At 48.1% G+C, this 25,719-nt stretch carries 24 protein-coding genes; all 24 read right to left on the bottom strand.

The genetic code is table 11. The features are described 5' to 3' along the window. Positions 1-30 precede the first annotated feature (30 nt). The 24 genes from BN3261_RS16695 to BN3261_RS16580 all read right to left on the bottom strand — a co-directional run bounded on the left by BN3261_RS16695 (position 31) and on the right by BN3261_RS16580 (position 25,549). Positions 31-2,310, bottom strand: coding sequence for a DNA internalization-related competence protein ComEC/Rec2 (locus tag BN3261_RS16695; protein ID WP_059086803.1), 2,280 nt, complete (start codon positions 2,308-2,310; stop codon positions 31-33). A 44-nt stretch (positions 2,311-2,354) separates the two neighbouring features. Continuing rightward, on the bottom strand, positions 2,355-3,302 hold the full coding sequence (locus tag BN3261_RS16690) for a GerMN domain-containing protein (RefSeq protein WP_021651566.1): 948 nt from the start codon (positions 3,300-3,302) through the stop codon (positions 2,355-2,357). A gap of 10 nt (positions 3,303-3,312) precedes the next feature. Further along, positions 3,313-4,743 (bottom strand): sensor histidine kinase, encoded by a 1,431-nt coding sequence (locus tag BN3261_RS16685; RefSeq protein ID WP_021651567.1) that lies wholly within the window; start codon positions 4,741-4,743, stop codon positions 3,313-3,315. Positions 4,744-4,746: 3 nt separating this feature from the next. Further along, complete coding sequence (locus BN3261_RS16680) at positions 4,747-5,436, bottom strand: response regulator transcription factor (RefSeq protein ID WP_015525979.1); 690 nt, start codon at positions 5,434-5,436, stop codon at positions 4,747-4,749. 10 nt (positions 5,437-5,446) lie between these two features. Further along, positions 5,447-6,274: a ComEA family DNA-binding protein gene (locus tag BN3261_RS16675; protein WP_059086802.1), complete on the bottom strand. Its 828-nt coding sequence runs from the start codon at positions 6,272-6,274 to the stop codon at positions 5,447-5,449. Positions 6,275-6,384: 110 nt separating this feature from the next. Next, entirely contained in the window at positions 6,385-6,816 is a 432-nt protein-coding gene (locus BN3261_RS16670) for a DMT family transporter (protein WP_059086801.1), read from the bottom strand. 180 nt (positions 6,817-6,996) lie between these two features. Continuing rightward, complete coding sequence (locus BN3261_RS16665) at positions 6,997-8,313, bottom strand: nitrogenase component 1 (protein WP_021651571.1); 1,317 nt, start codon at positions 8,311-8,313, stop codon at positions 6,997-6,999. Further along, complete coding sequence (locus tag BN3261_RS16660) at positions 8,310-9,653, bottom strand: nitrogenase component 1 (protein ID WP_059086800.1); 1,344 nt, start codon at positions 9,651-9,653, stop codon at positions 8,310-8,312. Before BN3261_RS16660 ends, BN3261_RS16665 begins: the two co-directional genes overlap by 4 nt. Next, complete coding sequence (locus tag BN3261_RS16655) at positions 9,647-10,414, bottom strand: nitrogenase iron protein NifH (RefSeq protein WP_059086799.1); 768 nt, start codon at positions 10,412-10,414, stop codon at positions 9,647-9,649. The genes BN3261_RS16660 and BN3261_RS16655 overlap by 7 nt, the downstream gene beginning before the upstream one ends. Continuing rightward, positions 10,411-10,680: a TM1266 family iron-only hydrogenase system putative regulator gene (locus tag BN3261_RS16650; protein WP_021651574.1), complete on the bottom strand. Its 270-nt coding sequence runs from the start codon at positions 10,678-10,680 to the stop codon at positions 10,411-10,413. The genes BN3261_RS16655 and BN3261_RS16650 overlap by 4 nt, the downstream gene beginning before the upstream one ends. 27 nt (positions 10,681-10,707) lie before the next feature. Then, positions 10,708-11,715 carry a hydrogenase expression/formation protein HypE gene (gene hypE, locus BN3261_RS16645; protein WP_021651575.1) on the bottom strand — a complete coding sequence of 336 codons (1,008 nt, stop codon included), beginning with the start codon at positions 11,713-11,715 and terminating at the stop codon, positions 10,708-10,710. A gap of 130 nt (positions 11,716-11,845) precedes the next feature. Continuing rightward, entirely contained in the window at positions 11,846-12,889 is a 1,044-nt protein-coding gene (gene hypD / locus BN3261_RS16640) for a hydrogenase formation protein HypD (protein ID WP_059086798.1), read from the bottom strand. Then, the gene (locus tag BN3261_RS16635; RefSeq protein ID WP_022426401.1) at positions 12,889-13,098 is read right to left on the bottom strand and encodes a HypC/HybG/HupF family hydrogenase formation chaperone; all 210 of its coding nucleotides are present in this window, start codon (positions 13,096-13,098) and stop codon (positions 12,889-12,891) included. The genes hypD and BN3261_RS16635 overlap by 1 nt, the downstream gene beginning before the upstream one ends. Positions 13,099-13,188: 90 nt before the next feature. Further along, positions 13,189-15,561 (bottom strand): carbamoyltransferase HypF, encoded by a 2,373-nt coding sequence (hypF, locus tag BN3261_RS16630; protein ID WP_059086992.1) that lies wholly within the window; start codon positions 15,559-15,561, stop codon positions 13,189-13,191. Positions 15,562-15,639: 78 nt separating this feature from the next. Continuing rightward, positions 15,640-16,677 carry a nitrogenase component 1 gene (locus tag BN3261_RS16625; protein WP_059086797.1) on the bottom strand — a complete coding sequence of 346 codons (1,038 nt, stop codon included), beginning with the start codon at positions 16,675-16,677 and terminating at the stop codon, positions 15,640-15,642. Beyond that, a complete protein-coding gene (locus BN3261_RS16620; protein ID WP_059086796.1) occupies positions 16,674-17,978 on the bottom strand; it encodes a nitrogenase component 1 in 1,305 nt (434 codons plus the stop codon). Before BN3261_RS16620 ends, BN3261_RS16625 begins: the two co-directional genes overlap by 4 nt. Further along, the gene (locus tag BN3261_RS16615) at positions 17,975-18,748 is read right to left on the bottom strand and encodes a nucleotide-binding protein (protein WP_059086795.1); all 774 of its coding nucleotides are present in this window, start codon (positions 18,746-18,748) and stop codon (positions 17,975-17,977) included. The genes BN3261_RS16620 and BN3261_RS16615 overlap by 4 nt, the downstream gene beginning before the upstream one ends. A 470-nt stretch (positions 18,749-19,218) precedes the next feature. Further along, positions 19,219-19,575, bottom strand: a complete 357-nt coding sequence (locus BN3261_RS16610; protein ID WP_021651583.1) for a heavy-metal-associated domain-containing protein — start codon at positions 19,573-19,575, stop codon at positions 19,219-19,221. A gap of 18 nt (positions 19,576-19,593) precedes the next feature. After that, positions 19,594-19,791: a FeoB-associated Cys-rich membrane protein gene (locus tag BN3261_RS17565; RefSeq protein ID WP_044961556.1), complete on the bottom strand. Its 198-nt coding sequence runs from the start codon at positions 19,789-19,791 to the stop codon at positions 19,594-19,596. Between the two features lie 222 nt (positions 19,792-20,013). Then, positions 20,014-22,197: a ferrous iron transport protein B gene (gene feoB, locus BN3261_RS16600; protein WP_022426397.1), complete on the bottom strand. Its 2,184-nt coding sequence runs from the start codon at positions 22,195-22,197 to the stop codon at positions 20,014-20,016. Positions 22,198-22,255: 58 nt separating this feature from the next. Continuing rightward, on the bottom strand, positions 22,256-22,474 hold the full coding sequence (locus BN3261_RS16595) for a FeoA family protein (protein WP_015525998.1): 219 nt from the start codon (positions 22,472-22,474) through the stop codon (positions 22,256-22,258). A gap of 103 nt (positions 22,475-22,577) precedes the next feature. Continuing rightward, positions 22,578-22,790 (bottom strand): FeoA family protein, encoded by a 213-nt coding sequence (locus tag BN3261_RS16590; RefSeq protein WP_015525999.1) that lies wholly within the window; start codon positions 22,788-22,790, stop codon positions 22,578-22,580. A gap of 299 nt (positions 22,791-23,089) precedes the next feature. Continuing rightward, complete coding sequence (locus tag BN3261_RS16585) at positions 23,090-24,094, bottom strand: cytidylate kinase-like family protein (RefSeq protein WP_059086793.1); 1,005 nt, start codon at positions 24,092-24,094, stop codon at positions 23,090-23,092. Positions 24,095-24,109: 15 nt separating this feature from the next. Then, positions 24,110-25,549, bottom strand: coding sequence for a sodium:proton antiporter (locus BN3261_RS16580; protein ID WP_022426395.1), 1,440 nt, complete (start codon positions 25,547-25,549; stop codon positions 24,110-24,112). Between the last annotated feature and the right edge of the window lie 170 nt (positions 25,550-25,719).

Raw genomic sequence — 25,719 nt, 5'->3', positions numbered from 1 at the left:
TGTCTATTCTACAACAAGTGTGTTCAAAAGTCACCTGTTTTTTCGGAACCTTCCGATCTTAAGCTTCTTTCCATCTGTTTCCACGGTAATAGCACCGTTTTTCATGGTGTATTCCACCTGACTTCCGGCCGCTTTAAGCCGCTCTACGGTTTCCGGTGACGGATGTCCGTAGGTGTTGGTGGAAGAACAGGAAATGATCGCCACTTCCGGCTTTATTTTCTCAAGAAATTCTTCTGTGGTAGAATAACGGGAACCGTGATGTCCCACCTTCAGACAGTCAACATCCTCAAGCCCCCCGGCTGCCAGAAGCTTTTTCTCCGTATCTGCACCGATATCTCCGGTAAAAAACATCTGAAAATCTCCAAAAGACAACTCCATCACCATAGCTTCCTCATTCACATCTTTTCCTGTGGCATTTTTCTCCGGCCACAGAACAGAAAAAGATACTTTGCCGCAAGGCAATTCATCCCCTTTTCCTGCTGTCACGACCTTAACTCCGGCTGTTTTTGCTGCCTCTGCAAGCTCCCTCCATGCATCTGGTCTTTCTGCCCAGGCAGGCAGGATCAGATATCCGGCCCGGATGGTTGTAAGACCTTTTCCCATATATTCCAGAAGCTCCTTCACACCGTTGATATGATCCTGATCTGTATGGGAAATAAAAATCCCATCCAGCCAGGAAATCCCCTGACTTTTCAATGCCGGCAAAAGGCAGTATCTTCCAAGATCCGACTGGCTGCTGCTTCCTCCGTCGATCAGAAAATGGTGATCCTCCGGGGTCTCCACAAGAATACCGTCACCTTGTCCTACATCCAGGCAGATCACCTTCAGACTTCCTGCTGGATGATATCCCAGTATCAGGATTCCGACTGCCAGAAAAATACCGGCTGTTATCCGGATAGCATATAGCTTCCGGCAACCTGCTTCCGCCCGCTCCTCTGCTAGCTCCGTTTCCTCACTGACTGCTTTTTTCTTCCGGAGCTGTTCTTTTATATACTGTCCCATAAACAGAACTGTGATCAAAAAGCCATAATATACCAGGATCTGCCATATTTCCGGCTCTCCTCCGATCCAGGTACTCCATCCTGACCTTCCTGCCAGACTGCAGAGATGTTCATAAAAAAGTAGCAGTACCCTTGCCGGCAGGAGCACCAGTTTTGCCGCAGGAATACTGAGAATTCCCAGCAGCAGCGCCGCCATTCCTCCAGTCAGCACTACCCCCACACTTGGAAGCACCAACAGATTCAGGATAAATCCGGCAATAGAGACTTCTCCGAAAAACTTCAACATCACCGGCAGAGTCACAAGCTGAAGAGCTATAGGACTTACCAGTGCCTTTGTCCATTTTTTTTCCGCTCCTGCAAGGGCACAGATCTTTTCCGCAGCGAGCCCCATTCCCAGAACACAGCCAAAGGACAGAAGAAATCCACTGTCCAGGAGATAGGCCGGAGATTCCACAAGGATCATCATGGCAGTTACGGAAAGAGCACTCATCATATCATAGATCCGTCCGGTGATCCTGGCTCCCATGGCGATCAAAAACATAGTTACTGCCCGCATGGTGGAAACACTCCCTCCGGTCATGATCCCATACTGCAGCATCACTCCCAGAGAAAAAATCCCGGCAGGCCAGATTCCCAGTCCCATCTTCTTTAGAAGGTTGTAAAGCCCCATTCCCAGAATACTGATATGAAGTCCGCTGATGGCAAGGATATGTATGATTCCGGCCAGCTGATAGCGCATCTGTGTTTCCGGATCCAGTTCCTGTTTGTCTCCAAGCGTCATGGCACAAAAAACAGGTGCATCTTTTCCTGCTGCTTCCTTCAAGATCTGTCTGCAGCTTTCTTTTATCTCCAAAAGGAGCTGCCTGTAGCCGGAATACACTGCTGTTTTCTTTTGGAGCACAGCGTTCTTCATAAAATAATAAATATGACGACAGGCGTAAAAGTGTTGGCTGTCAAAGCCCCCCGGATTCGCAGGACCTTCCACTCTTTTCAGCGTTCCCTTGACCCGGATCCGCATTCCCGGTTTCAGATCTTCTTCTTTTTTGAGAAATATTCTTACATTTTCAATTGGAAATTTTTTTGACTGATGGATAAGATATGTTTTTTTCAGATAAACAGACTGGGAAAATTCTGTGTTTTCATACTGTTCCACCTCCCCGCAGATCATGGAACCAGGGTGCGCTTCAATCTGCTCCTGCACATTTAACGGAAGGGGATTCCCCCTGATCAGAGGAATCCCCATAAGCTCCAGTGCGCCAAGACTCAGCACCATAAGAAAACACAAAAGACACATCGGCCTTTTCGCCATAAATGTTCTCCCGTTTTCTGATATTTTGAAATGTTTTATTTTTTCTATTCTTTTTTAGCCTTTGTGTGTGCCAGCAGGCTGTCGTTCCATTCATAGAACTTATAAAGCTGCATATTCTGGCCAAAGGTCACTTCCTTGTTTCCTTCGATGGAAATCTCAACTTTGTCCACATCCGTTGCCGCGATCAGCGTATTTACCACCGAATACACGGCAATCTGTTCCGAAACATCCAGCGCATAATCCTGAAATACGGAATTATAATCCACATAGCAGATTCCGTTTGCTCTCGTCAGGGAAAGTACCTCTGAATTCTCCGGTATTGTAGGATAATGTCCTTTTTCCAGCGGACCTCTTGCAAGCTGCTCCAGAACCACCGTAGCCTTCGGAAGATTTCGTCTGTAGCGGACACTTCTCTGTTCCGCTACCAGTTTATCTCCGTTTTTATTTGTGAAATACAAAGTAAAGGTGTCATAGCTGTACACATCCCCATCGGACCCGGAAAACTCCACAAAGGTGTCGTTGTTCATGGCTCCCACTTCTTCCCCCCTGGTATCTGTCAGCGGCTTTTTACCCACATAGATCTCCACAGAATCTACTCCTGGAACCTGTAAAAAGATCTTCACTATACCTGCCCGCACCAGAAGTTCCCTGGTACGTGACATTTTATCATAGGCCTCATTGAATTCTACGTTCAGGACTCCATCCTGTATGGAATAAGAAGAAATCTTTACCCCATCCGGAAAAAGTGAGATTCCGTCTTCCCGGGTCTCACGGTTATTCAGACTCTCGGAAAAATTGCGCAGCATCACTTCTGTTGTTTCCTTCTCCGGAGTATATTTTTCTTCTTTCAGTCTCGTTTCATCGCTGTTGATATAATAAAATCTATACTGCTGTTCTTCGTTTTTATTTCTTCCCGACAAACCTATGAAAGCAACCAGACCAAAAAGAATACAGGCAGCGGCCACACAGATGATCAAAATTGTTTTTTTCATGCTGTACCTCCTAGGACGGGATATAGGACAGCGGGATCTTCACGGTAAATGTGGTTCCCTCGCCCTCTTTGCTGGATACCTTGATGATCCCATGATGCATGGCTATAGAACTTCTTGTAATAGCAAGTCCAAGACCGGTTCCGCCGATCTCTCTGGAATGGGATTTATCCACACGATAAAAACGCTCAAAGATCCGTTCAATGGAATCTTCCGGTATTCCCAGGCCGGAATCTGCAACCGTCACATAGAAATCCTTATGATCCGCATCCAGTGTTACGCGGACCCATCCCTCATCTACATTGTATTTGATACCATTTTCGACCAGGTTACTGATGGCAAGGGTAAATTTCACCTCATCCACATCTGCGGTTACCGGTCGGAACGAATCCAGGATCAGGTCAATCCTTCTCTGATCTGCAATAGGACGGAGACGCTTCAGGATATTCTCCAGCAGCTCATTGATATTCATATTACGGATATTCATATCTGCTGCTTTTTTGTCCATTTTTACCAGGGAGAGCAGATCGGTGATGATCTTGTTCTCTCTGTCAATCTCTTCTGTGATATCAGAAAGAAATTCCTGATACAGTTCCTCCGGAACCCCCTGCTGTCCTACCAGCGAATCCGCCAGAACCTTCATTGAAGTCATAGGTGTCTTCAGCTCATGAGACACATTGGATACAAACTCCTGTCTGGATTCATCCAACGTCTTCATTCTGGAAAGCATCTTGTTAAATGCATCTGTGATCAAAGCTGTCTCTGTATAATCCGGTACCGAGATCTCCTCATTCTGATATCCGTCTGTAAGGTCCTCGATTGCTTTCGTTACCCTGGCAAATGGCTTCACCAGGATCGTGGAAAGAATATACCCCAGAAAAATGGCCAGCACTACAATGATACCGATGATCAGAATCCCTTTCTGCTCCAGTTCATGGATGGTTGCTGTCACCTCACTGGAAGATGCCATGATCATCATGGCACCCTGCACCTGTTTTACATCCGGACTTTTTACCGGAACTGCCAGGATCAGCTTCTGGCTGTCAGAATCATATTGGTAGGCATCTTCTCCTTTAAAACAGTTCAATACTTTCTGGGAAACCAGAGTCCTGCCCTCATCCACGCCATAGGTATCCTTGATGATCCTGAAATCCCTGTCTACAATGAGAATCCTGCCACCATAGCTGTTGGACAGTAATTCCAGCTTGCTGTTCACCGTCTGAGAGCTGGTGTCATTCAGATAATTCTCCTTGATCAACAGGTCGCACATGATGTCACAGATGTTCTCCATGCTCTGCACACGGTTGGCAATGGCACGATCTTCATAGTTGGCAATGACCATTTCCGTTACGATGACACTCGGTACGATTCCCAGTATGATCAGGATGATCAGAATACGAAAGCGGAGACTTTTGAAAAATTTGCCGTTCTTTTTGAACTTCACAGGTTATGCCTGGAAATAGTAGCCCACACCCCATTTGGTGTGTACATATTTCGGCTCACTGGGATTGGCCTCAATCTTTTCTCTCAGGCGGCGGATATGTACATCTACGGTACGGACATCTCCCGGATATTCATAGCCCCATACGATATTCAGAAGATTTTCTCTGCTGTATACCTTGTTCGGATTGAATACCAGCAGCTCCAGCACATCAAATTCCTTGGCTGTGAGGTTGATCTCTTTTCCGGAGATAAATACGCGGCGTCCTTCGCAGTCCAGCTTCAGTTCTCCGACTTCCACAGTCTTGGCCTTCTCCTGCTTGTCCTGTTTGCTGCCTGCACGGCGGATGATCGCCTTGATGCGGGCTTTGACTTCCAGGATATTGAAAGGCTTGGTGACATAATCATCAGCTCCGTATTCCAGACCCAGGATCTTATCCATATCTTCTCCTTTTGCTGTAAGCATGATGATCGGAACATTGGAAAATTCACGGATCTGCTGGCATACCTCAAGACCGTCCATTTTTGGAAGCATCAGGTCAAGAAGGATGATATCGTACTCTCCTGCTTTTGCTTTTTCCAGTGCTTCCTCTCCGTCATAGGCACAGTCCACTTCCATTCCGTCCTGCTCCAGACTGAAGCGAAGTCCCTTGACAATCAGTTTCTCATCATCTACTACCAATACTTTCCTGCTCATTTAGCGCTCCTTACTTTATTGCTATTTTATCCTTTATCTTCTCATAGGTTCCTTCTTTGATGCCTGGTACATTCATGATATCCTCTGCTGAAGTAAAGGGACCGTTCTCTTCCCTGTAAGCGATGATCGCCAGGGCCTTGGACTCCCCTACACCTGTGAGAGTAGTAAGCTGGGATACATCAGCGGTGTTCAGATCGATCTTCTGCTCTGTGGAAGATGCAGTCTCGGCTTCACCGGAATCCTCTCCGGCGGATTTCTGTCCGCTCGCCGTTTCGGTACTGTTTTCTGCTGTGACTTCCGATCCATCCTGGGTAGCTGCGATCCGCTGGCTGTCCACCTCCGCCTGGGTAGGCACATAAACCTGCTGTCCATCGGAAAGTCCCTTAGCACGGTTGAGATAGCTTGCCGCAGCTTCCGGAAGATATCCTCCGGCCTGCTCGATAGCCTGAAAAACACGGCTGCCATATGGAAGCTCATAGACTCCCGGGCTGGTCACTGCTCCACATATATCTACATAAATGGTCTGAGGGGTGTCTGAGATCTCCGGCAGCTGTTTTTCAACCTCCGGAGCCGGTTCCTCCGCAGACTCATTCTGTTTCTTCTGTGATATATCTGCCGCAGCCCCTGCGGATGCCTTCCCGGATACTTCACTTTCCGTATCCTTCGGTTCTTCCTGCTCTGCATCCATTCCGGATGCTTCCGTACTTTCTTCCTGCACCAGTTCTTTCTCCAGAAATTCTGTTCCGTCATCCTTACAGCCTGTCAGCCCTGCCAGGATCTGTAACAAAAATATGGAAAAAACAAGCCGAACACTTCTGATATGTGATCTTATTTTCATAGGTAGGCGGTTCACTCCTTTCCGCCGATGTGGCGGCAGGTGCCCCGTTACTCATGCAAAACCATACCTTATTTTAACGAAATATTACAAATATTACAATACTTTTATTTCTATTTCCATTTGAAAATAACCACACCTGCAATACAGATCAGCATTCCCAACAGCTTTCTCCACTGAAAATCTGCTCTTTCCACACCGAAAATCCCCAGCAATTCTATAAGATAAGCCACCGCAAGCTGAGAAATGACAATAAGCATAACCGCCCGCGCAGGCCCCAGACTTCCCATACTCCGGATCACTGTGATAGTGATAAATGCACCAATCACTCCTCCGAGTAAATTATATTTAGCCTCTACCTGCCACAGCATGCCGATACTTTCTCTGCCTGTGAAAAACCATGCTGCCACACAGACCAGAAATGCAGAAAACTGTACCCAGCCGGTTGAAACCCACAGACTGGTCTGTTTTGTTACATTTGTGTTAAATACCCCTTGAACACTCATCAGTGCACCTGAGATCAGTGCTGACAAAAATCCCCACATAAAAATCCCTCCATATATACTCCATTTCCGGTATTACTGCCGGAAAAAGGCGCTGCATATTTCTGCAACGCCTTTACGGTTTCTTATAATTTAGTTTATGTGATTTTCCTGCAATTATACACACTGCTGCCCTGTTTTCTCATCCGCATAATATTTATATACATGATCACGAAACGCTCTTTATTCCGGAAAATATTTTCTGAGATATATCCTTCCAGAAAACGCAATATGCGGCATCTCATAAAAAATGGCTGTTTTCGGACAGATCGGACGATAGAGTGGGTCTGCCACAATGATCCTGGCTGTTTTCAGCTTTTCTTCCATGGCTTCCTCGCCACAGATGGCTTCATCTCCCTTGCGCAAAAGTCCCTCTGTGATCTCCAGCGGACAGAGCAGCTGAACCTTTTTTCCGTATTTCTGCTCTATGACTGCTGCCAGGGAGCCCATGGTAACCGGTTCTCCGATGATGGTAATGTCCGGTACGGAAAAAAATACCTCATCTTTGTCGGGCATTTCCCTGCTTTCTCCTGAAGGGTCAGATACTGCTGACAGACTGTTCCTTCCCTGAAAATAGATTACCTGCTCCGGAGTTACTTTCCACAGTTCCTCCTGTTTTCCTAAGATCTGCCCTCCGCTTTCCTCCGCGGAGTCATCCTTTTTATTTACCCACTCTCCACAGGATCTATCCGCGATCCGCTCAAGTGCATCTGAAATCTGTCCCTCATAGCCTTCCACAGGAGTCCCCACGAGAAATGGCGTACCGAATTTTTCTTTCAGCACATTGGCCGCCGGGATTCCCACAGAGGATACCACAAGGTTTACCGCTGCTTCACCGGCACGGGACAAAGCTTCCAGCGTATCCCCCATAGCCCAGGTGGAAAGTATCTCCCAGCCATAGTTTTTCAGACGTTTTTTCATGGCATCTACTGCAGACTGCGGGCCAAGATCAAGGGGTGTTGCTCCAAGAAGATTTAATTTCCTGCTTCTCTTCTCTGTAGATCTTTCCGCAGATCCCGTCGGTACTTCTGAACACCTTCCTGTTTTCTCTGCTGCTCCTGTGAAATGTCCGGCGATTTCCGCCAGTGCCAGCCCTGCTCCGTATACATAGTCGTGCATGCCGCTGGTCGGAACCGAAAATACCGGAATTTCGGTCCTTGCTGTAAGTGCACGGGCCAGTCCCTGAAAATCTGTTCCGTTCATAAAGGGGATCGGTGAACTTGCAAGTGCAATAAATTTCGGTTTCAGCTCCTTTGCCGCCTCTTCGATATCTTGAAGAAATTTCTCATCATTTCCCATAATGGCATCGATATCCGTAAGACCTGAGATAAAGATCAGACTGTCCTGGTCGTACCACCGGATCTCATCATGGGTATTATAGGTAGAATTACAGCCGGAGGGATCATGCATCACTGTCATTCCTCCAAGCTCATACAATGCGGAGCAGACGCCGGACACATCTGCCGTGTAGATCGGTATGATCCGATATGCCTGTCTCATATGCAGCTTTCGCACCCCCATCCCTTTCGAACGATCAGATCCTCCGGAGCTTTTTCCTCATTAAATGCCTCCAGCATCAGCTGTGCAGTACGTCTGATCCCGTCAAAGCCCCAAAGCCCGCCGCCCTGTACCATATTGACAAAATTCCGACTTCCGGTAAACCAGGCTGCTTTTTGTCCGACGGCAAGGATTTTTCCGGAATGCTGCCGTGGCCGCACTCTCATCTCCGGGCGAACAGTCGAAATCAACATGAGTTCCGGGTAATTCTCCTTCAGCCAGAAAAATACTTCTTTTTCTTCCGGGCTGATACTGTCCAGAAAAACGGACTGTACCTGAAATCCATGCGTAAGGAGAAGCTTTGCAAGTCCCAGAGGTCTTGGATGAAAAAGATAATCCACAGCTACGGGAGTGTCACCGATGATCTGGTGTGCATGGAAAAGAGCTTCCTCGCATTTTCGGATCTCCATTTCGATATCCAGACCATTTTTACCGCCACTTTGCTGCTCCAGCAGCTCCAGCAAATACTTTTCCTGCGTCTCTATCTCCTCATAGTCAAAGCTTCCGGGCAGGTATAAAAACGGCCTTCCAAGTCTCTCCGCCTGCTGCTGTACTCCGAATTTTCCTGCCGGATAACAGTTAAGAATCAGGCTTCCCTCTCCCAGGCGCTGATAATCCTCCCAGGTCTTACAGGCCGGTGCTTCCCGGAGACGGATTCCGTTCTTTTTCAGGATCCGGCAGATATCTGCACTCTCATCCAACACAAAATCACTGCCCAGGACTGTGACACATTCCGGATCAGCTTTCCTCTCCGGTACTGCATCATACATGGCACGGCGCAGCTTCTGATCCGGAGTCGGGCCTGTTTTCTGCATGACAGGATCCATAAAGCATCGCATAAAAAAGATCTCCGGAAATCTTTCTTCCAGTTCGCCGTAGATGCGGTCCAGATCACTTCCCAGAAAATGATGAAGACACACGGTAAAAAGCAATACTGCCTTTGGCTTCTCATCCAGCCGGTTCAGAATGTCCGTCACTCCTTCAATGGTCACATCCTCCAGATTTCCGCCCAGAAGATCCTTTTCCTCCACGATCACAAAGGAAAAACGGTCTGCCGCATTCATCTCTGCGGCAGTCAGCACAACGCCACGCATGCAGTTATCCGCACAGACGTAGATCTGCCTTGCTTCCGGAACCAGCATTCCCGTATGTACGATATTCCAGTTTCCATGGACTGGTGAATTAAATTCCAGCCCCGACTGAAAGGGAACCGGAAAAGAGGCTTCCTTTATAAATATTTCTGTTTTTCCCGAAAGCTCTCTGTTACCAACTCTTTTTAACATGAGCCTTCCTCCCTGCATGCACTCAGGATCTGCTCGGCCAGTGTCCGGTACTCCTCTGCCATCTCACAATCCGGATAAGCTTCCAGAAGAGTTTTTCCTCGATTCTCTGCTTCCAGGACCAGTTCACTTCTGGAAAGCGTTCCCACTACCCGCGTATGAAAATCCTCTGCCAGCTCCCGGACTTTTTCTTCCTCTCCCGGCACGTTCCGCCGGTTCAGGATCACGCCGCCAAGAGATGCATATCCTCTGTTTCTGAAATTATCCACTGCCATGGCAATATTTGCCCCTGCATGGATGGCCATGTTTTCTCCGGAGGTGATGATAAATACCTTATCTGCATACCCCTTTCGCATGGGCATGGAAAATCCACCGCAGACAACATCTCCCAGTACGTCATAAAAAACAATGTCCGGTTTATAGGTCTCATAGGCTCCGTTTTCCTTAAGCTTCTCGAGAGCAGTAATGATACCTCTTCCCGCACATCCGAGCCCCGGTGCAGGACCGCCGGCTTCCACACAGACTACACCCCCATATCCGATCTGCACCATATCCGTAAGCTTCAGCTCCTGGCGTTTTTCGTTATACAGCTCCAGCACAGTGGGAACCTTTTTTCCATGCCTGAGAAGGATCGTGGAATCTGCCTTGGGATCACAGCCGATCTGCATCACTTTCATTCCTTTTTCCGCAAGGGCTACTGCCACATTGGAAACCGTAGTAGATTTTCCGATGCCGCCCTTTCCGTATACCGCAACTTTTATCATTTTCTGTCCTCCGCTTTTGTGATCACATTGGAATATGCCGTTTTGGCGGAAACTCCACTGAGGTGGCCGATCTTTCCGGATAAGGAGCTGATCACATCCTGTGGTGCGTCAATGGCAATACTGATAATATTGATGCCTTTTTCCCGGTAAGGGATCCCCATTCTCCCGATAATATATTTTCCCGCTTCATGAAGAAAACGGTTGATATCATCGATCACGTCATTGTTTTCCACAATGATCGAGATCAATGCCACTCTTGTCTCCATAAGATCTGACTCTCCTTTCCGATATTATCAGCAGATCCTCGGCAGAAGCTCTCCTCCCGGCTGCGGAAGAAGTGCCTGCGTTCCGATCTCCGTAGTCATGACAACCTTTCCTGGCTGGTCTTCCGTAACTTCACCGATAATGGCTGCGTCCCTGGAATAAGGACATTTACGCAGTGCTTCCACGATCCTTCCTGCCTCTTCCTTTGGCGCCATGATCACCATTCGTCCCTCACATGCCAGATAAAGCGGCTCCAGGCCAAGCATGCCGCAGACACCCTTTACCTCCGGAGCTACCGGAACAGCTGCTGCATCCAGGCGGATCCCTACGTTACTCTGTCCTGCGATCTCGTAAAGAACCGTTCCGACACCACCTCTTGTAGCATCACGGATCACATGAATGTTATGGGTGGCATCCAGTACATCTTTTACAGCTCCCCACAGCGGTGCGCAGTCACTTGTCACATCTGCGTCAATGCCGAAATCCTCTCTTGCCAGAAGAATGGTGCATCCATGTCTTCCCACATCACCGGTTACAATAATGGCATCTCCCGGTTTTGCCAGCTCACCGCCTACCTGAACGCCCTCCTGGATCTCACCCATTCCGGTTGTTGTGATAAACACACCGTCAACCTGACCTTTTCCTGCCACCTTAGTATCTCCGGAAACAATACGCACTCCGGCTTCTTTTGCTGTTTTTTCCATGGCTGCGGCGATCTCCTCCAGCTTCTCCATGGGAAAACCCTCCTCAATGACAAAAGCGCAGGTAAGATACATCGGTTTTGCTCCCATACAGGCAAGGTCATTAACGGTTCCGCAGATGGAAAGCTTGCCGATATTTCCCCCCGGAAAAAATGCCGGAGAAACAATAAATCCATCGGTGGATACTGCCATTTTTCCTGCAGGCGGAACCAGCACGGCCGCATCATCGGCTGTGAGATCCGGGTTTGCAAAATGCGCTTTGAATACTTCATCGATCAGTTCTGAGGTCTGACGGCCTCCGGCACCGTGTGCCATGGTCACTGTTTTATTTTCCATAATATTATCTTCTTTCTATGCTGGGTCAAAGGAATTTCATATCGGTTTCATCCTGTCAGATCTTCCGGATACGATCCTTCGTTTGTACTATATGTAATGTATCATATTTCGCAGTCCATTAAAGCGGACATCAGTTTCCGTACATAAAATATGCGGAACATGCTCCTTCATTGGATACCATACAGGCACCTACCGGATGCTGCGGGGTACAGACCTTTCCGAATACCTTACAATCTGATGGTTTGCATTTCCCCTGAAGCACATCCCCACAGCGACAGGCCGGATTTGGTCTGCCCTGGATCGGCGGCACTGCATATTTTTTTCTGGCATCAAAGGCTTCCCACTCCTTCCGGAGCACCAGGCCGGACCCCGGGATCACACCCAGACCCCGCCATTCAGAATCACAGGGCTCCATCAGTTCTTCGATCAGCTTCTGTGCCTCCGGGCTTCCCTCACTTTTTACCACACGGGGATAGCAGTTCACAAAGAACGGTTTTCCTTCCTGAAAACGTACCAGTGCAACAGCCAGTGCCGTAAGCAGCTCCTTCGCTGTAAAGCCTGCCACCACACCACTGATACCTTCCTCTGCCAGCTGCTCACAGAGCGCAGTTCCTGTGATCGCATTGACATGTCCCGGATAAAGGAACACATCCGCACTGCCCTTTAATGCCTGATAAGCCTGGGGCATGGTCTTGTTTGCCACAAGGAGCGAATAATTGGAAAGTCCGTCCTCTCCGGCCTTTTTCACGGAAAGACAGCCGGCAGGCGTGGTGGTCTCAAAGCCAACGGAAAGAAATACCACCTGCTCTTTTGGATGCTCTTTCGCATATTTTTCTGCATCTGCCGGTGAATAGACGATCCGTATCCTGGCGCCTTCTGCCCTGGCATCTGCAAGGCTTTTCTTTGTTCCCGGTACGCGGACAAGATCACCGAATGTGCAGATCGTCACCTGTTTTTCCAGAGCAAGATAAACGGCCTCGTCAATAAACCCTACCGGTGTTACACAGACCGGACATCCCGGTCCTGAGATCAGCTCCACCTGCGGCGGCAGAAGCTTGCGGATCCCCAAACGGAAGATCTCGTGGGTATGTGTTCCGCAGACCTCCATGATCCGCACCGGCGGCCCCTGATATCCTTCTATGATTTCTCTTGCTGTTTTTTTCCTCTCTTCCATCACAGCAGTTCCTCCATCAGCTGGTCTGTCTCTTCCTCGTCATCATCGGTGATCTTTGCAATGGCAACACCTGCATGCACCATCACATAATCCCCCGGCTCCAGGTCTCCCAGGAGCTGGGCGGAAACCTCTCTCTTTGCGCCGCCTGCATCCACCACTGCTGTTCCGTCACTGATCTTTACTACTTTTGCTGATAATCCTACACACATATCTGTGCCTCCCATCCTGCATTTCTGCTGTATGCTCCATGCGTTATCATAAAACATTTTTGATCCGTATCTGCATGATCTCATCTATATTTATCTGTGCCGCTGCACATAAGCCATCCCATACACCGCCTGTCCCAGTGCGATCCCTCCGTCATTCGGCGGGATCAGGCTGTGCTTCAAAACTTTAAACCCCATTTCCGTAAGGCCGTCATCTACCAGCTCCAGAAGCAGCCGGTTCTGAAAGACACCGCCACTTAATGCCACTTTCCGGATTCCGGTCTGCCGCTCTGCTTCCTCACAGGCTGCAAGGATCTCATCTGCCAGTGCCCGGTGAAATCCATAAGCCAGCTTCCCGGGATCCTCTCCTGCAAGCCTTGCCCGGACCAGATATGCAACGATCTCACCTGTATTTAAAATAAATTTTCGTTCATCTTCAGACGCTTCTGAGATGCCTGTGCTTTCCGGAATGTCTTCCTTTTCTGACATCCGTATCTTCAGATTTTCTTCCGGATTTTTCTTCTGCATCTCCCGCTGCTTTCTCCAGGCCTCCGCCGCAAATTCCAATGCTGTGGACGCTTCTCCCTCAAAGGTAGACGCTCTCCGGATCCCCAGGATCGCACTGACTCCGTCAAAAAGTCTTCCTGCACTGGTGGAAGTCACGGCATTGATCTTCCGCTGTGCCATAGTCACCAGTACCTTTGCTTCCTGATCTGTACAAAGTCCCAATTTACGGATAGTATCCAGGGTTTTTTCCAGATTTCCCATATTCTTCCAGATCAGGGAAACGGCGATCCGCCAGCCTTCTTTTGCGGAAATATCTCCGCCAACCTGGACAAAGGGTTCTATACTTCCAAGCCTTGTAAATCCTTGACAGTCTGCAACCAGGAGCTCTCCGCCCCAGATGGTTCCATCGGTTCCATAGCCTGTTCCGTCAAAGGAAACCCCTATCACCTTTTCTTCGCAGTCATTTTCTGCCATGCAGGATAAAATGTGTGCATAATGATGCTGCACCCTCAGAACCGGAAGCCCTAGCTCCTCTGCCACCACTGTGGAATTATATTTAGGGTGAAGATCACAGACCACTACCTCCGGCTGCACCTCCAGAAGTGTTTCCAACCGCCCGATCGTTTCCTTCAGGGCTTTTACCGTTCGAAGATCCTCCAGATCTCCCACATAAGGGGAAGGATAAAAACGGTTATCCACACCAATGCAGAAGGTGTTCTTAAGTTCTCCACCTGCTGCGATCACCTGGCCCTTCCAGGGTGTGGAGACCATAAACGGCAGCGGCGCATACCCGCGGGAACGGCGGATCATATAGGGTTCACCCTTATAGAAATCCATCACCGAATCGTCGGCCCGGATACGTATCTTCCTGTTGTGGGAAAGAATGCAGTCACAGAGATGGGAAAGCTCCTCTGCCGCCTCCTCATCATCTCTGCAGATCGGCGCCCCGGAAGTATTTCCGCTGGTCATTACCAGAAGCCCGGGCATCCGGATCCCATCATCGTAATGAAAAAGAAGCAGCTGAACCGGTGCATAGGGAAGCATGACACCCACCTTGGGATTCCCGGGTGCAATGCTCTCACAAAGCCCCGTTTCTCCCGGCAGCTTATCCAACAGCAGGATCGGCTTTAGATGACCGGTAAGGATCTTCTCCTGTTCCTCGCTGACCTTACAGATCTTCTTCACAGCTTCCATATCCTGTGCCATCACTGCAAAAGGCTTCACCGGACGCCGTTTCCGCTGCCGCAGCCGCTGTACAGCCTCCTCACTGGTAGCATCACAGCAAAGGTGAAAACCACCGATCCCTTTGATGGCCACGATCCCACCGGAAGCAATGATCTTCCTTGTATAAGTGATAGCCTCCCGTCCCCGTTCCTCTCTTCCCGCCAGGTATACCTCAGGGCCGCAGTCATTACAGCACACCGGCTGGGCATCATAGCGTCTGGTATCCGGGTTATGGTACTCATCCGCACAGGAGGGACACATAGGAAATTCCTTCATACTGGTCCGTTCACGGTCATAAGGAAGTGAATCCAGGATCGTCAGTCTGGGACCGCAGCAGGTACAGTTGATAAAGGGATGCAGATACCGCCTGTTTTCCGGATCAAACATCTCCGCCTTACATTCATCGCAGATCGCGATATCCGGGGAGACAAAGATTTCCCCCTTTGTCTTCTCACTTTCGATGATATCAAACTGTGTAAATTTCTCCGGCTCCTCCACCGGTTCTTCAAGAAGCTTCAGGATAGCTGCACGCTTCGGTGGCTTATTCCCGATATCTGCGATAAAGGCATCCACATCCTGCTGCTTACCCTGAGCAAAAATCTCCACATAGGGTCCTTTATTGGACACACTGCCACGGATTCCTCTTGCCATAGCATGACGACTCACCGTAGGGCGAAATCCCACTCCCTGTACGATCCCGTAAACACGGATCATTTTCGTAATTTCCCGCTCCATATGTTTCTCCATTCCCTGCAGCTGTTTCCACTGATCCGGCTGCAGCATGCATGTAACTTTATATCCTGCCCTTATGGACTACCTGCATTTTCCGGATACCGCAAAATGCACTGTATCCACAAACACTCCTGAAAAAGCCTTTGTCATCCGCTTCATACATGGATCTGCAAAGATCACGTCATATCCGCCCTTCTCTGCCAGTTCCATGTAATCTTCCTCATCCCTTAATGACACATCGCCCTCCTCCAGGAGATCTTTTTCCATGGAAAACCAGCTTGCCACGGTGATTTCTCCGTCCGCACCACGTTTCCGTAGCTCCTCTCTTATGGAACCGGCCATCACCTGCTGCTGCACGATGAGAATCTTTTTTCCTGTATAATCCATATCAGGAACCAGCTCTTCCGCCAGAGGATATCCCACCTCATAAGGTGTTCCTAAGGTTTTCTCCAGATATCTGGCACATTCCAGTGCCGCAGGAGAAACCACGATATTTTTTTCCGCAGAGGAGGCTTTTTTTACCTCATCAAGCCCGTCTCCCATTCCGTAGCAGACTGCTCTCTGTCCTCTGGCACGGAATTTTTCACGGATCTTGTCTGCTGCTTTCAGGTCACTGACATCCTGAGGTGTCATTCCGAGAACTCCTGTCTTACCAGCCTCCACAGGCAGCTTTTCCCGGGCAAAGGCTTTAAAAAGCTCCAGATAAGCCTTCCGCTCTCCCGCATCATAAAGCTCCATTCCGTTGGTATTTACTGCAAGCACCGGAAGATCTGTTTTCTTCTCGCACATCCGCCGCAGTGCCTGATGATCCGTTCCGATCACAGCAGGTACCGGTGTTCCGATAATGGCTGCAAAGCCTGCCTCCACCTTTTCTGCTGCATCCACAAGCTTGGCAACCAGGCGGTCATCCCGTCCCAGGATGGCATCCATATCCCGAAGTCCTGCGCTGAATACCGCACTTTTCTGTTCAAACCATCTCGGTTCATCAAAGCCGCAGACATTTCCCGCACATCCTCCTGCATCACAGATCACGATGATCCCGCCAAGCTCATACAGCACTGACACGGCTCCAGACTGATCCGGCGCAAAGGGTGTCAGATATTTCCGAAGTCCTCTCATACCTTTTCTCCCTTCTGCAAAACTTTCTCTGTCAGTGTTTCAAACAGCCTGCGTACCCCCGCATAGCCATAGGGCTGCCGGTCCTGATTCCACACGGCATTTGGCTGATCCCGGTGATAATATCCTGCATCCTTTCCTATAGTAAGGTTCACTCCACTCCCGGACGGATCGTAATACAGCATGGTGGGTTCCATATTGGAAAAAACCTTTGTATCCGGACTCAATTCCGCAAGATGCCGTATGTATACAAAATTCTCGGCTGTGATAGTTCCGTAGATCTCCGGCACCTGGAAACCATACCGCACCAGGGCCAGGGCCAGCTCAAAGGGATCTCCGTTCATGCACTCCCCTACTGCAAAGGACGCATCCGGACAGACCTCCCGGAATCTCTCCACTGCCTCTTCTGCTGCTTTTTTATACACTTCCTGGTCAAAAGAGACTCCAAGAACCTGTCCCAAGGCACGATACTGATTTTCGATCTTATCTGTCTGGTAGAGCCTCCGAAGCTCAATAAAAGGAATCTTCAGCCGGTCATGAAAATCCTCCGCTGCAAACCTTGCTTCCGGATGAAGCACCAGATTAAAATTGGCCTGTGACATGGTCTGATATTCTTCATAATCCTTACATCTTGAGATCTCATGGATGGTCTTTACGCCTGCCTGCTGCAGCAGCTCATACATCTCGCAGTCATCAACCAGCGGCGAAAAAAATCCCAGAAGATTGACCACATTTCCCTTTTTCTTCTGTGGCTCAAGGAGGGAGTATAAGGACTGGCGTACATGGACCATAGGCGGCTTTCTGCCCTCACGTGTCAGTGCGTACATGTAACAGGGACGCACCGGAATATCCACCTTTTCCTCTGCCTTCCGGCAGACACGTTCCATATCCGTTCCCAGAAGTGCATCCACACAGGTGATACAGATCATCACCACAGACGGCTTCTTCTCACAGCAGTCGCAGATCTCTTTTACCGCTTTCGGGATCTTTTTCAGGTGACGGCCTGTAACAATATCCGTCTCGTCCATCATCAGATAAAAAAATCGATCATTGTACTCCGGCATGGAGCTGATAAGAGAAGTATTTCTTCCGCAACATCCCGGTGCCACGATCAGCATAATGGAATCCGGCACTGCAAGCCCGGCCCGCTTTACGCCAAAGCCCTCCGCTCCCGGAGAGTTAAATGCCAGAGTTGCCGGAGAGCTATAGATCAGATGCTTCCCGGAGATCATCTGCGGAGGGATCGCTTCCAGCCCGCCCCGGGCCAGTTCTTCTGCAGTTGCAAAATATGCTTCCTTTTTCATATATCCTCCTTCTCCGCTTCTTCACTTTCCAATAGCTTCCTCGCCAGTGCAAAAAATTTCTCACTGATCTCAGAATTCTCGTCTCCCTCGATTACCGTTTTGCCCTGATCCTCCCATCGGATGATCTCGTCACTTCTCGGGATCTCACCCACGACCGGGATATTATTTTTTTCTGCAAAAGCATTTACTTTTTCCGTTTCATTCTCCACATTCCTGTGATTCAGCACGATTCCGAAGATCCTCGCATAGCTTCGATCCTCAAAATTCCGCACAGCACTGGAAATATTATTGGCTGCATAGAGTGCCATTTTCTCTCCGGATGTGACAATGAGTACTTTTTCCGCATAGCCCTCCCGGATCGGTGCCGCAAAACCGCCGCATACTACATCTCCAAGAACATCGTAAAGCACTACATCCGGCTTCCAGGTCTCAAAAAGCTTCAGATCCTCCAGAAGCTGAAAGGTTGCGATGATACCTCTGCCTGCACAGCCAAGTCCCGGCGTGGGGCCGCCGGTCTCAATGCAGAGGACTCCACCAAAACCCTCCTTTGAAATATCCTCCAGCTTTTCCGGCTCCTCATCCTCTTCCCGCATATAATTCATTACCGGCCGCAGAGGTTCTCCCCCAAGAAGATTGATGGTGGAATCCGCCTTGGGATCACAACCGATCTGGATCACTCTTTTCCCCATGGCTGCAAAAGCCGCCGCCAAGTTGGACGTCACTGTAGACTTTCCGATACCGCCCTTTCCGTATACTGCTACCTTCAGCATAAAATCCTCCCTAATTCATTCTGTCCGCTCCCGCAGGTATTTTTCATAAAAAAAGCTCTTTCACGCACAAGGTGAAAGAGTCCCGTATTCCGCTCACAAAACAAAGTCAAGCGGATATTCGCGATCCGCATTTGCTGCTTGTTCATAACCGAATAACTGCTTCGCAGCTGATTCGGTTAAGCTGTGCCGGATGAACAACGATTCCTGCTCGGATATTCCTTGCCGTCAAAGTCTGTTTCCTGCTGTATTTTGTTTTAATGCCTCATTCGGATAAAAAGAAAATATTTCGTTCCGTCTGAATTTTTCTATTTTTATTATACAATGGTGTACATTAGTGAGTCAATTGCAACTCTGACTTTTTATACAAAAAAAGACCCCCAGGCGAAATATTTTTAAGCATTTCGCCGAGAAGTCTCTTCTCTGATCTGCCGGCTCAGAAGCCGCGGCAAAGTTATTCTTATGATAAAGCTTTACTGGATAGAAACTACGTGATATCCTCTGTCTTCCACTACTTTCTTAAGCTCTTCGTTGGAGATCTCTCTGTCGTAGGAAACCACTGCCTCACCTTTTTTCAGGCTTACTTTTGCTGCCGCACCGTCAATGCGGTTGATCGCTCTTGTGACGCTGGCCACACAGTTCTCACAGTGCATGCCTGTGATCTTCATGGTTTTCTCACCCAGCTTGGTTCCATCCAGCTTCTTTTTCGGGATCTCCGGCTTGCTGCCGCCTCCGCAGCAGGCGCCTTCGCCCTTCAGATGTTTATATGCGCCTTTTCCGGCAAACAGCATAATGATGATAACAACGATGACAACAATTGCATTTGCCATGATTTCTTTCCCTCCTGGTTACTTATGCATTCCACTACAGCCGGAGCAGCCGGAACAATGACCGGAGCAGCTGCCGCCACAGCCACCTGTATGTGTGTTACCGGCACAGCCGACACAGCTGAGCCCCTGTTTCTTTCTTGAATAGAGATAACTGATCACAAATACGCCATATGCGATCACCAGTGCCAGTACAATAATATCCGCTATCATACTCATATCTGTCACCCTTTCTTTCGCTGTACAGCCTGGGAACTGCTGCCAGCCTCTGATAAATACTTTTGTAAAAAAACTTCCATATTTCTTCAGACTTATTATAGCACAGAAGACCAGGTATTTACATCCCCGGTCTCCTGCATTTCTTATCATTTCAGCTGTTCTTACAGCATCATTTCAAAGCTATCATATGTACCGGATCGTTACTGTATGACCGGTTTTCAATTACTCTGCTGCCTGTACAGATCTCTTTGTAACATCGTTCTGGTTCTTGTACGGATCCGGTCTGAACAGAAGGAAGAGCAGGATTGCTGCAAGGATCAGCGCTACGATCGTTCCAATTCCGAAGGAACCGGCACCTGTGACAACAAGACCGATCTGGTATACACAAAGTGTTACAACATAAGCAAAAATGTTCTGGAAGAGAATTGCAAACCAGAACCATTTTCTGGACTGCATCTCATGTGCCATTGTAGAAATAGCTGCAAGGCACGGAGAGTCAAGCAGGTTGAACAGCAGGAAAGAAAATGCTGCTACTGCTGTCGGGAACCATGCTTTGATCGCTGCACCAACGATCATGGTATCCTCTGCATCATCACCAGCTACGTTTGCAAGAACACCCATTGTACTTACGATGGACTCTTTTGCGGAGAATCCGGAAATGGAGGCTGCAACCGGCTGCCATTTGCCAAATCCAAGAGGAGCAAAGATCGGAGCAAGGATACCGCCAAGGATAGCCATGATACTGTCGTTGCTGTCCTCAACAAATCCGATTCCGCTTCCTGTATTTCCGATGCTGGAAAGGATCCACATGATAACGGTTGCAAGGAAAAGAATGGTACCGGCTTTGATGATGAAGCCTTTCAGTCTCTCCCAAACGTGAAGCAGAACTGTCTTTACAGACGGAATGTGATACTGTGGAAGCTCCATTACGAACGGAGCAGGTTTACCGGAGAACGGTTTTGTTTTCTTCAGGATGATCGCAGCTACAAGAACTGCTACAACACCGATGAAGTACATCAGTGGTGTGATGAAACCAGCAGCTACATAGTCACCGGTTGCATAAGCGGTCATGATACCACCCATAAGAGCGATAACAGGAAGCTTGGCACCACATGGGATAAATGTCGCTGTCATGATCGTCAGACGACGGTCATTATCTGCCTCGATCGTTTTGGAAGCCATGATTCCAGGGATTCCACAGCCGGAGGAGATAAGAAGCGGGATAAAGCTCTTTCCGGAAAGTCCGAAATGACGGAATACACGGTCCATGACGAATGCGATACGAACCATGTAACCGCAGTCCTCAAGGATGGAAAGGAACAGGAACAGGATTGCCATCTGCGGAACGAATCCAAGCACTGCACCAAGACCACCGATGATACCATCTGATACAAGGCTTACCAGCCAATCCGCAACGCCGGCATTGCCGAGTCCATCCGATACAACACCCTGGATGGTTCCCACAAAGCTGTCGTTCGTCCAGTCTGTTACCATGGTACCAACTGTTGTTACCGATACATAATAAACGATAAACATGGTAAGGATAAAGATCGGAAGACCGAGAATACGGTTTGTTACGATACGGTCGATCTTATCGGAAACTGTCATCTTATTTCCGCTTCTCTTAACGTTTGCAGAAACAACCTTCTGGATGTACTGATATCTTCCATCCGTTACGATACTCTCTGTATCATCATCCTCTGCCTTCTCAAGGCCAGAAGCAATCTCCTCGATCCTGGACTGTGCAGAAGCCGGAAGGTTCAGACCTTCTTTTACCTTGCTGTCTCTCTCAAGAAGCTTTACTGCATACCATCTCTTGTTCTCCTCAGCGATGTTTGCAGGAACAAATCCCTCGATCTCATTTACAGCTTTTTCTACTGCTTTCGGAAATTCCATCTGCTTCGATGGTACTCTGTGCTGGTTCGCACATTTGATTGCCTCATCAACAACCTCTTTAAGGCCTGTTCCTTTAAGAGCAGAGGTCTCAACGATCGGGCATCCAAGCGCGGAGCTTAAGCCTTTTACATTGATATGGATGTTGTTCTTTTTCAGAAGATCCACCATATTAAGAGCGATAACAACCGGGATACCGATCTCAAGAAGCTGGGTTGCAAGATACAGGTTTCTCTCGATGTTTGTTGCATCCACAAGATCGATGATCACATCCGGTTTCTCTTTCAGAAGATAATCACGGCTGACAACCTCCTCAAGTGTATACGGGGAAAGTGAATAGATACCCGGAAGGTCTGTTACCGTTACATCCTTCTGGTTTTTCAGCTTACCCTCTTTTTTCTCTACAGTAACACCTGGCCAGTTACCAACGTACTGGTTTGCGCCTGTAAGAGCATTGAACATTGTAGTCTTACCACAGTTCGGGTTTCCGGCAAGAGCTATTGTTACAGACATTTTGCATCCTCCTTTTTTCAGGTCAGAGCCTGACGCTCTGTCATTTTTCGAAGCTTATTTACTTTACTTCCACACATGCTGCGTCATGCTTACGCAGGGAAAGCTCATAACCTCTGATGGTGATCTCAACCGGATCTCCAAGAGGAGCTACCTTTCGGATATAAACCTCGCTGCCTTTTGTGATTCCCATATCCATGATACGGCGCTTGTAAGCCGGGTCGCCGGTGATCTTGGAAACAACTACTGTAGAACCTACTGCTGCATCACGTAAAGTCATTTCTCTTTTCCTCCCTGTTCATATTCCAATTCCTAATCTATCCTCAACTGCGCCTTCCGCAGTTTGGGGCAAATCCACTACCGGTCACTGCCTCGCAGTCCGGTCACACCATAATGTGTCTGGCCATTTCCTTATTGACTGCTACTCTGGAATCCTTGACATTTACGATCAGATTGCCGTCAAACTGAGAAATAACTGTCACTTCCGCATTCTCAACAAAACCAAGGCCTGCAAGAAATCTTCTTGTATCCTCCGCTCCGGAAATACGCTTGATCGTGCCAGTATCACCTGACTGTAAAAATAAAATCGGCTGCATGGAATCCCTCCGTTTCTTTCTATTAATTCACTCAGTCTAATTAGTCAGCCCTAACTCATAGGTTAGTTTATACTAAGTTTTTTCGAATGTCAATCCCCTAAATGAAAAAAGTTAATCAAGATTAAGTTTTTATAAACAAAATATAAAAAAGTTCCTGCATTCTGAGGTATTTCTGTCTGGCAGAAGGTTACCTCAGAATGCAGGAACTCTGTTCTGATTCTTTTTCTGTTTGCAGCCTGTTAAGCTAAAATCCCCTTCGGAACTTTTTCTTTCTTCCAGGCTGCTCATATTTTTATCTCTCAGTGGATCTGATCATCCAGCAGTTTCAGGATCAGATTCTCTGTTTCATTGATTCCGTAGCTTGCACTGTTGATACAAAGATCATAATTATCCGGCTTGCCCCACTGAGCTCCGCCGTAAAAATTGTAATACCGTCTGTGCTGGCTGTCCATCTTCTTCAGAAAACGGACTGCCTGCTTCATATTCATCTTCCTTACATCCATAACATGCTGCACACGGATAGCAAAAGGAGCTGTGATAAACAGACTGATATGCGGAATGTGATTGTTCTTGAGGATCGCATCCGCACACCTTCCCATAATGATGCAGTCCTCTTTTGAGGCCAGATCGCAGATCAGGTCACTCATGTTAAAGAATACCGCGTCCTGTTTCGGAAGCCCATGGTAACGGTTGAATTCCCGGAACCAGCCCTTGGGATCAAATTTATGCTTCTTCTCATATTTATTGAAATCCGCAAAATATTCCGCATCGTTGACTGCGCCCTTTTCCGCCTCAAGGCGCCTTAATACCTGATCAAAGATCTCCACATCATAATAGTTGATCCGAAGCTTGTCTGCCAGTCCGAAACCGATGTCATTACCGGCACTTCCCTGTGTACGGCTGATGCAGATGACCAGATGGTCATTCTCAGAGATTTTTTCCCTGTGCTTGATCATATGATTCAGCGCCACACGTTCCTTATCCATGATATCCGTAGCAACAAAAGTCTCCGGCAGCGTCAGGATCTCCTGAAAGATCTCATCATATTTCTTCATGAGACGGCTTTTTTCTTCTTTATCCTTGATGGTCCTGGCCATGTTGCTGATCAGTGCCATCTCGCTTCGAAGAAGATGTCCGTCCGGTTTGGTATACATCAGAGCACTTAAGTTCCGGATAGTGCCTTCTCTGTCACCGGTGAAGGTACGTCCAAGGGAAGATCCTACGCTTTCATAAACCTCGCCATCCAGTTCATAAAGCCTGGTGGCAAGCTCTCTGCATTTCTCTCGAATGTTATTATCCTGCATATTGATCCTCCTCCCTTATAAAAAGAATACCAGCATATCGATGATGAACACCGGTACCAGGAAACAAATGGACCATGCCATGTATCCGAAGAAGGACGGCATGTTGATACCATTTTCGTCAGAAAGTGTCTTGACCATAAAGTTCGGAGCATTGCCGATATATGTATTGGCGCCCATAAATACAGCACCGCAGGAAATCGCAGAAAGAAGCTTTACAGGAACCGTTCCCAGCGTTGTTGCGATTCCGTTTGTAAATCCGAGAGTTCCCGCTGTTGTCAGAAATACCAGATAGGTCGGTGTATTATCCAGGAAGCTGGACAAAGCTCCGGTCGCCCAGAACATCTGGTACGGCTCGGTGATACCGAGATTCGGTCCTACTGCTTTCAGAAGCATCAGGGCCGGCTGCATGGTGATAAAAATACCGATGAAAAGTACTGCAACCTCCTTGATCGCACCCCAGGTAAAATGGTTCCGCACACGGATCCTTTTATCTGTTGTTTTAAAGGACAGAAATGCAGCTGCCAGGATCAGGACGATCTCAATGATCGACGGGAGGCTTAAAGTAACCTCGCCGAAAATATGAAGTCCCTTTACATTTCCGGCCGCATCCTGGAATGCAGGCATACCTGGAAGCATTCCGCTTAAGATAACACCCACAACGATCATCACAAGGAAGATGATATTATGAAGACCCTCGATCTTAAACTCGGTACCCGGTTTGCTGATATCCGGTTTACGTCCCTCTGCGATATCCTTCTTGTAAGAGCGCATATCCAAATGATAGAACACAAACAGAAGGATCACCATATTAAAGATAAGTACCGGAAAAAGATGCAGGCTCCAGAAGAACGGAACTCCTCGCATAAAGCCCATCAGAAGCGGCGGATCACCGATCGGTGTCAGGCAGCCACCCATGTTGGATACCATAAAGATGAAAAAGATCATAATATGACCCTTTCTTTTTCTCCAGGAATTCATTTTGATCACCGGACGGACCATCAGCATGCTGGCTCCGGTAGTTCCGATGCAGCTGGAAAGCAGGGTTCCCAGTGCAAGAAGTCCTACATTTACTCTTGGTGAGCCCGCAAAATCACCCTCAACTGTAATGTTACCGGATACACAGAACAGTCCGAATAACAGGATGATAAATGTAAGATAGTCATTGATCACGCACTCAAGTACTGTTTCCGCAGTTTTTCCGGCACCGTAAACAACTGCAAACGGAATGATCATAAGAACGATCCAGAATGCAACCACAACGGGCTGATGTGACTCCCACCACTCACCCTTTACCAGCGGCATCACTGCAACACACAGAAGAAGGCCCGCAAAAGGGATACAAAGCCACACCGGCACACCAGATCCTGTCCCACCGTTTCCGGCTGCCCATACACCCACAGGACATGCCAGAAATACTGTCAGAAAAGTACACATGACGGTTAATAATTTTTTCAAAATTTTCACCCCTCACATAAATTTTTTTACCAGTGAAATTATAACATATGGCGTTCTAAAATCAACTGTGTAGATGTGCAATTTATACTCGAACCCTCTCTCTTTTTTGTGCATTTTGTCGGTGTGTCATAGCAGTTTTTGTTTGTTTTCAAACACACGACCAGATTTTC

The sequence above is a fragment of the Blautia massiliensis (ex Durand et al. 2017) genome, assembly GCF_001487165.1.
Classification (GTDB): Bacteria; Bacillota; Clostridia; order Lachnospirales; family Lachnospiraceae; genus Blautia_A; species Blautia_A fusiformis.
The sequence above is the reverse complement of the archived record's forward strand: the minus strand, read 5'-3'. Positions and strand labels throughout refer to the sequence as shown.

Excerpts from the sequence above, each read along its gene's own strand:
- BN3261_RS16695 (WP_059086803.1), bottom strand. The coding sequence starts at position 2,310 with ATGGCGAAAAGGCCGATGTGTCTTTTGTGTTTTCTTATGGTGCTGAGT.
- BN3261_RS16690 (WP_021651566.1), bottom strand. The coding sequence starts at position 3,302 with ATGAAAAAAACAATTTTGATCATCTGTGTGGCCGCTGCCTGTATTCTT.
- BN3261_RS16680 (WP_015525979.1), bottom strand. The coding sequence starts at position 5,436 with ATGAGCAGGAAAGTATTGGTAGTAGATGATGAGAAACTGATTGTCAAG.
- BN3261_RS16675 (WP_059086802.1), bottom strand. The coding sequence starts at position 6,274 with ATGAAAATAAGATCACATATCAGAAGTGTTCGGCTTGTTTTTTCCATA.
- BN3261_RS16670 (WP_059086801.1), bottom strand. The coding sequence starts at position 6,816 with ATGTGGGGATTTTTGTCAGCACTGATCTCAGGTGCACTGATGAGTGTT.
- BN3261_RS16665 (WP_021651571.1), bottom strand. The coding sequence starts at position 8,313 with ATGAGACAGGCATATCGGATCATACCGATCTACACGGCAGATGTGTCC.
- BN3261_RS16660 (WP_059086800.1), bottom strand. The coding sequence starts at position 9,653 with ATGTTAAAAAGAGTTGGTAACAGAGAGCTTTCGGGAAAAACAGAAATA.
- BN3261_RS16655 (WP_059086799.1), bottom strand. The coding sequence starts at position 10,414 with ATGATAAAAGTTGCGGTATACGGAAAGGGCGGCATCGGAAAATCTACT.
- BN3261_RS16650 (WP_021651574.1), bottom strand. The coding sequence starts at position 10,680 with ATGGAGACAAGAGTGGCATTGATCTCGATCATTGTGGAAAACAATGAC.
- hypE (WP_021651575.1), bottom strand. The coding sequence starts at position 11,715 with ATGGAAAATAAAACAGTGACCATGGCACACGGTGCCGGAGGCCGTCAG.
- hypD (WP_059086798.1), bottom strand. The coding sequence starts at position 12,889 with ATGGAAGAGAGGAAAAAAACAGCAAGAGAAATCATAGAAGGATATCAG.
- BN3261_RS16635 (WP_022426401.1), bottom strand. The coding sequence starts at position 13,098 with ATGTGTGTAGGATTATCAGCAAAAGTAGTAAAGATCAGTGACGGAACA.
- hypF (WP_059086992.1), bottom strand. The coding sequence starts at position 15,561 with ATGGAGCGGGAAATTACGAAAATGATCCGTGTTTACGGGATCGTACAG.
- BN3261_RS16625 (WP_059086797.1), bottom strand. The coding sequence starts at position 16,677 with ATGAGAGGACTTCGGAAATATCTGACACCCTTTGCGCCGGATCAGTCT.
- BN3261_RS16620 (WP_059086796.1), bottom strand. The coding sequence starts at position 17,978 with ATGAAAAAGGAAGCATATTTTGCAACTGCAGAAGAACTGGCCCGGGGC.
- BN3261_RS16615 (WP_059086795.1), bottom strand. The coding sequence starts at position 18,748 with ATGCTGAAGGTAGCAGTATACGGAAAGGGCGGTATCGGAAAGTCTACA.
- BN3261_RS16610 (WP_021651583.1), bottom strand. The coding sequence starts at position 19,575 with ATGGCAAATGCAATTGTTGTCATCGTTGTTATCATCATTATGCTGTTT.
- BN3261_RS17565 (WP_044961556.1), bottom strand. The coding sequence starts at position 19,791 with ATGAGTATGATAGCGGATATTATTGTACTGGCACTGGTGATCGCATAT.
- feoB (WP_022426397.1), bottom strand. The coding sequence starts at position 22,197 with ATGTCTGTAACAATAGCTCTTGCCGGAAACCCGAACTGTGGTAAGACT.
- BN3261_RS16595 (WP_015525998.1), bottom strand. The coding sequence starts at position 22,474 with ATGACTTTACGTGATGCAGCAGTAGGTTCTACAGTAGTTGTTTCCAAG.
- BN3261_RS16590 (WP_015525999.1), bottom strand. The coding sequence starts at position 22,790 with ATGCAGCCGATTTTATTTTTACAGTCAGGTGATACTGGCACGATCAAG.
- BN3261_RS16585 (WP_059086793.1), bottom strand. The coding sequence starts at position 24,094 with ATGCAGGATAATAACATTCGAGAGAAATGCAGAGAGCTTGCCACCAGG.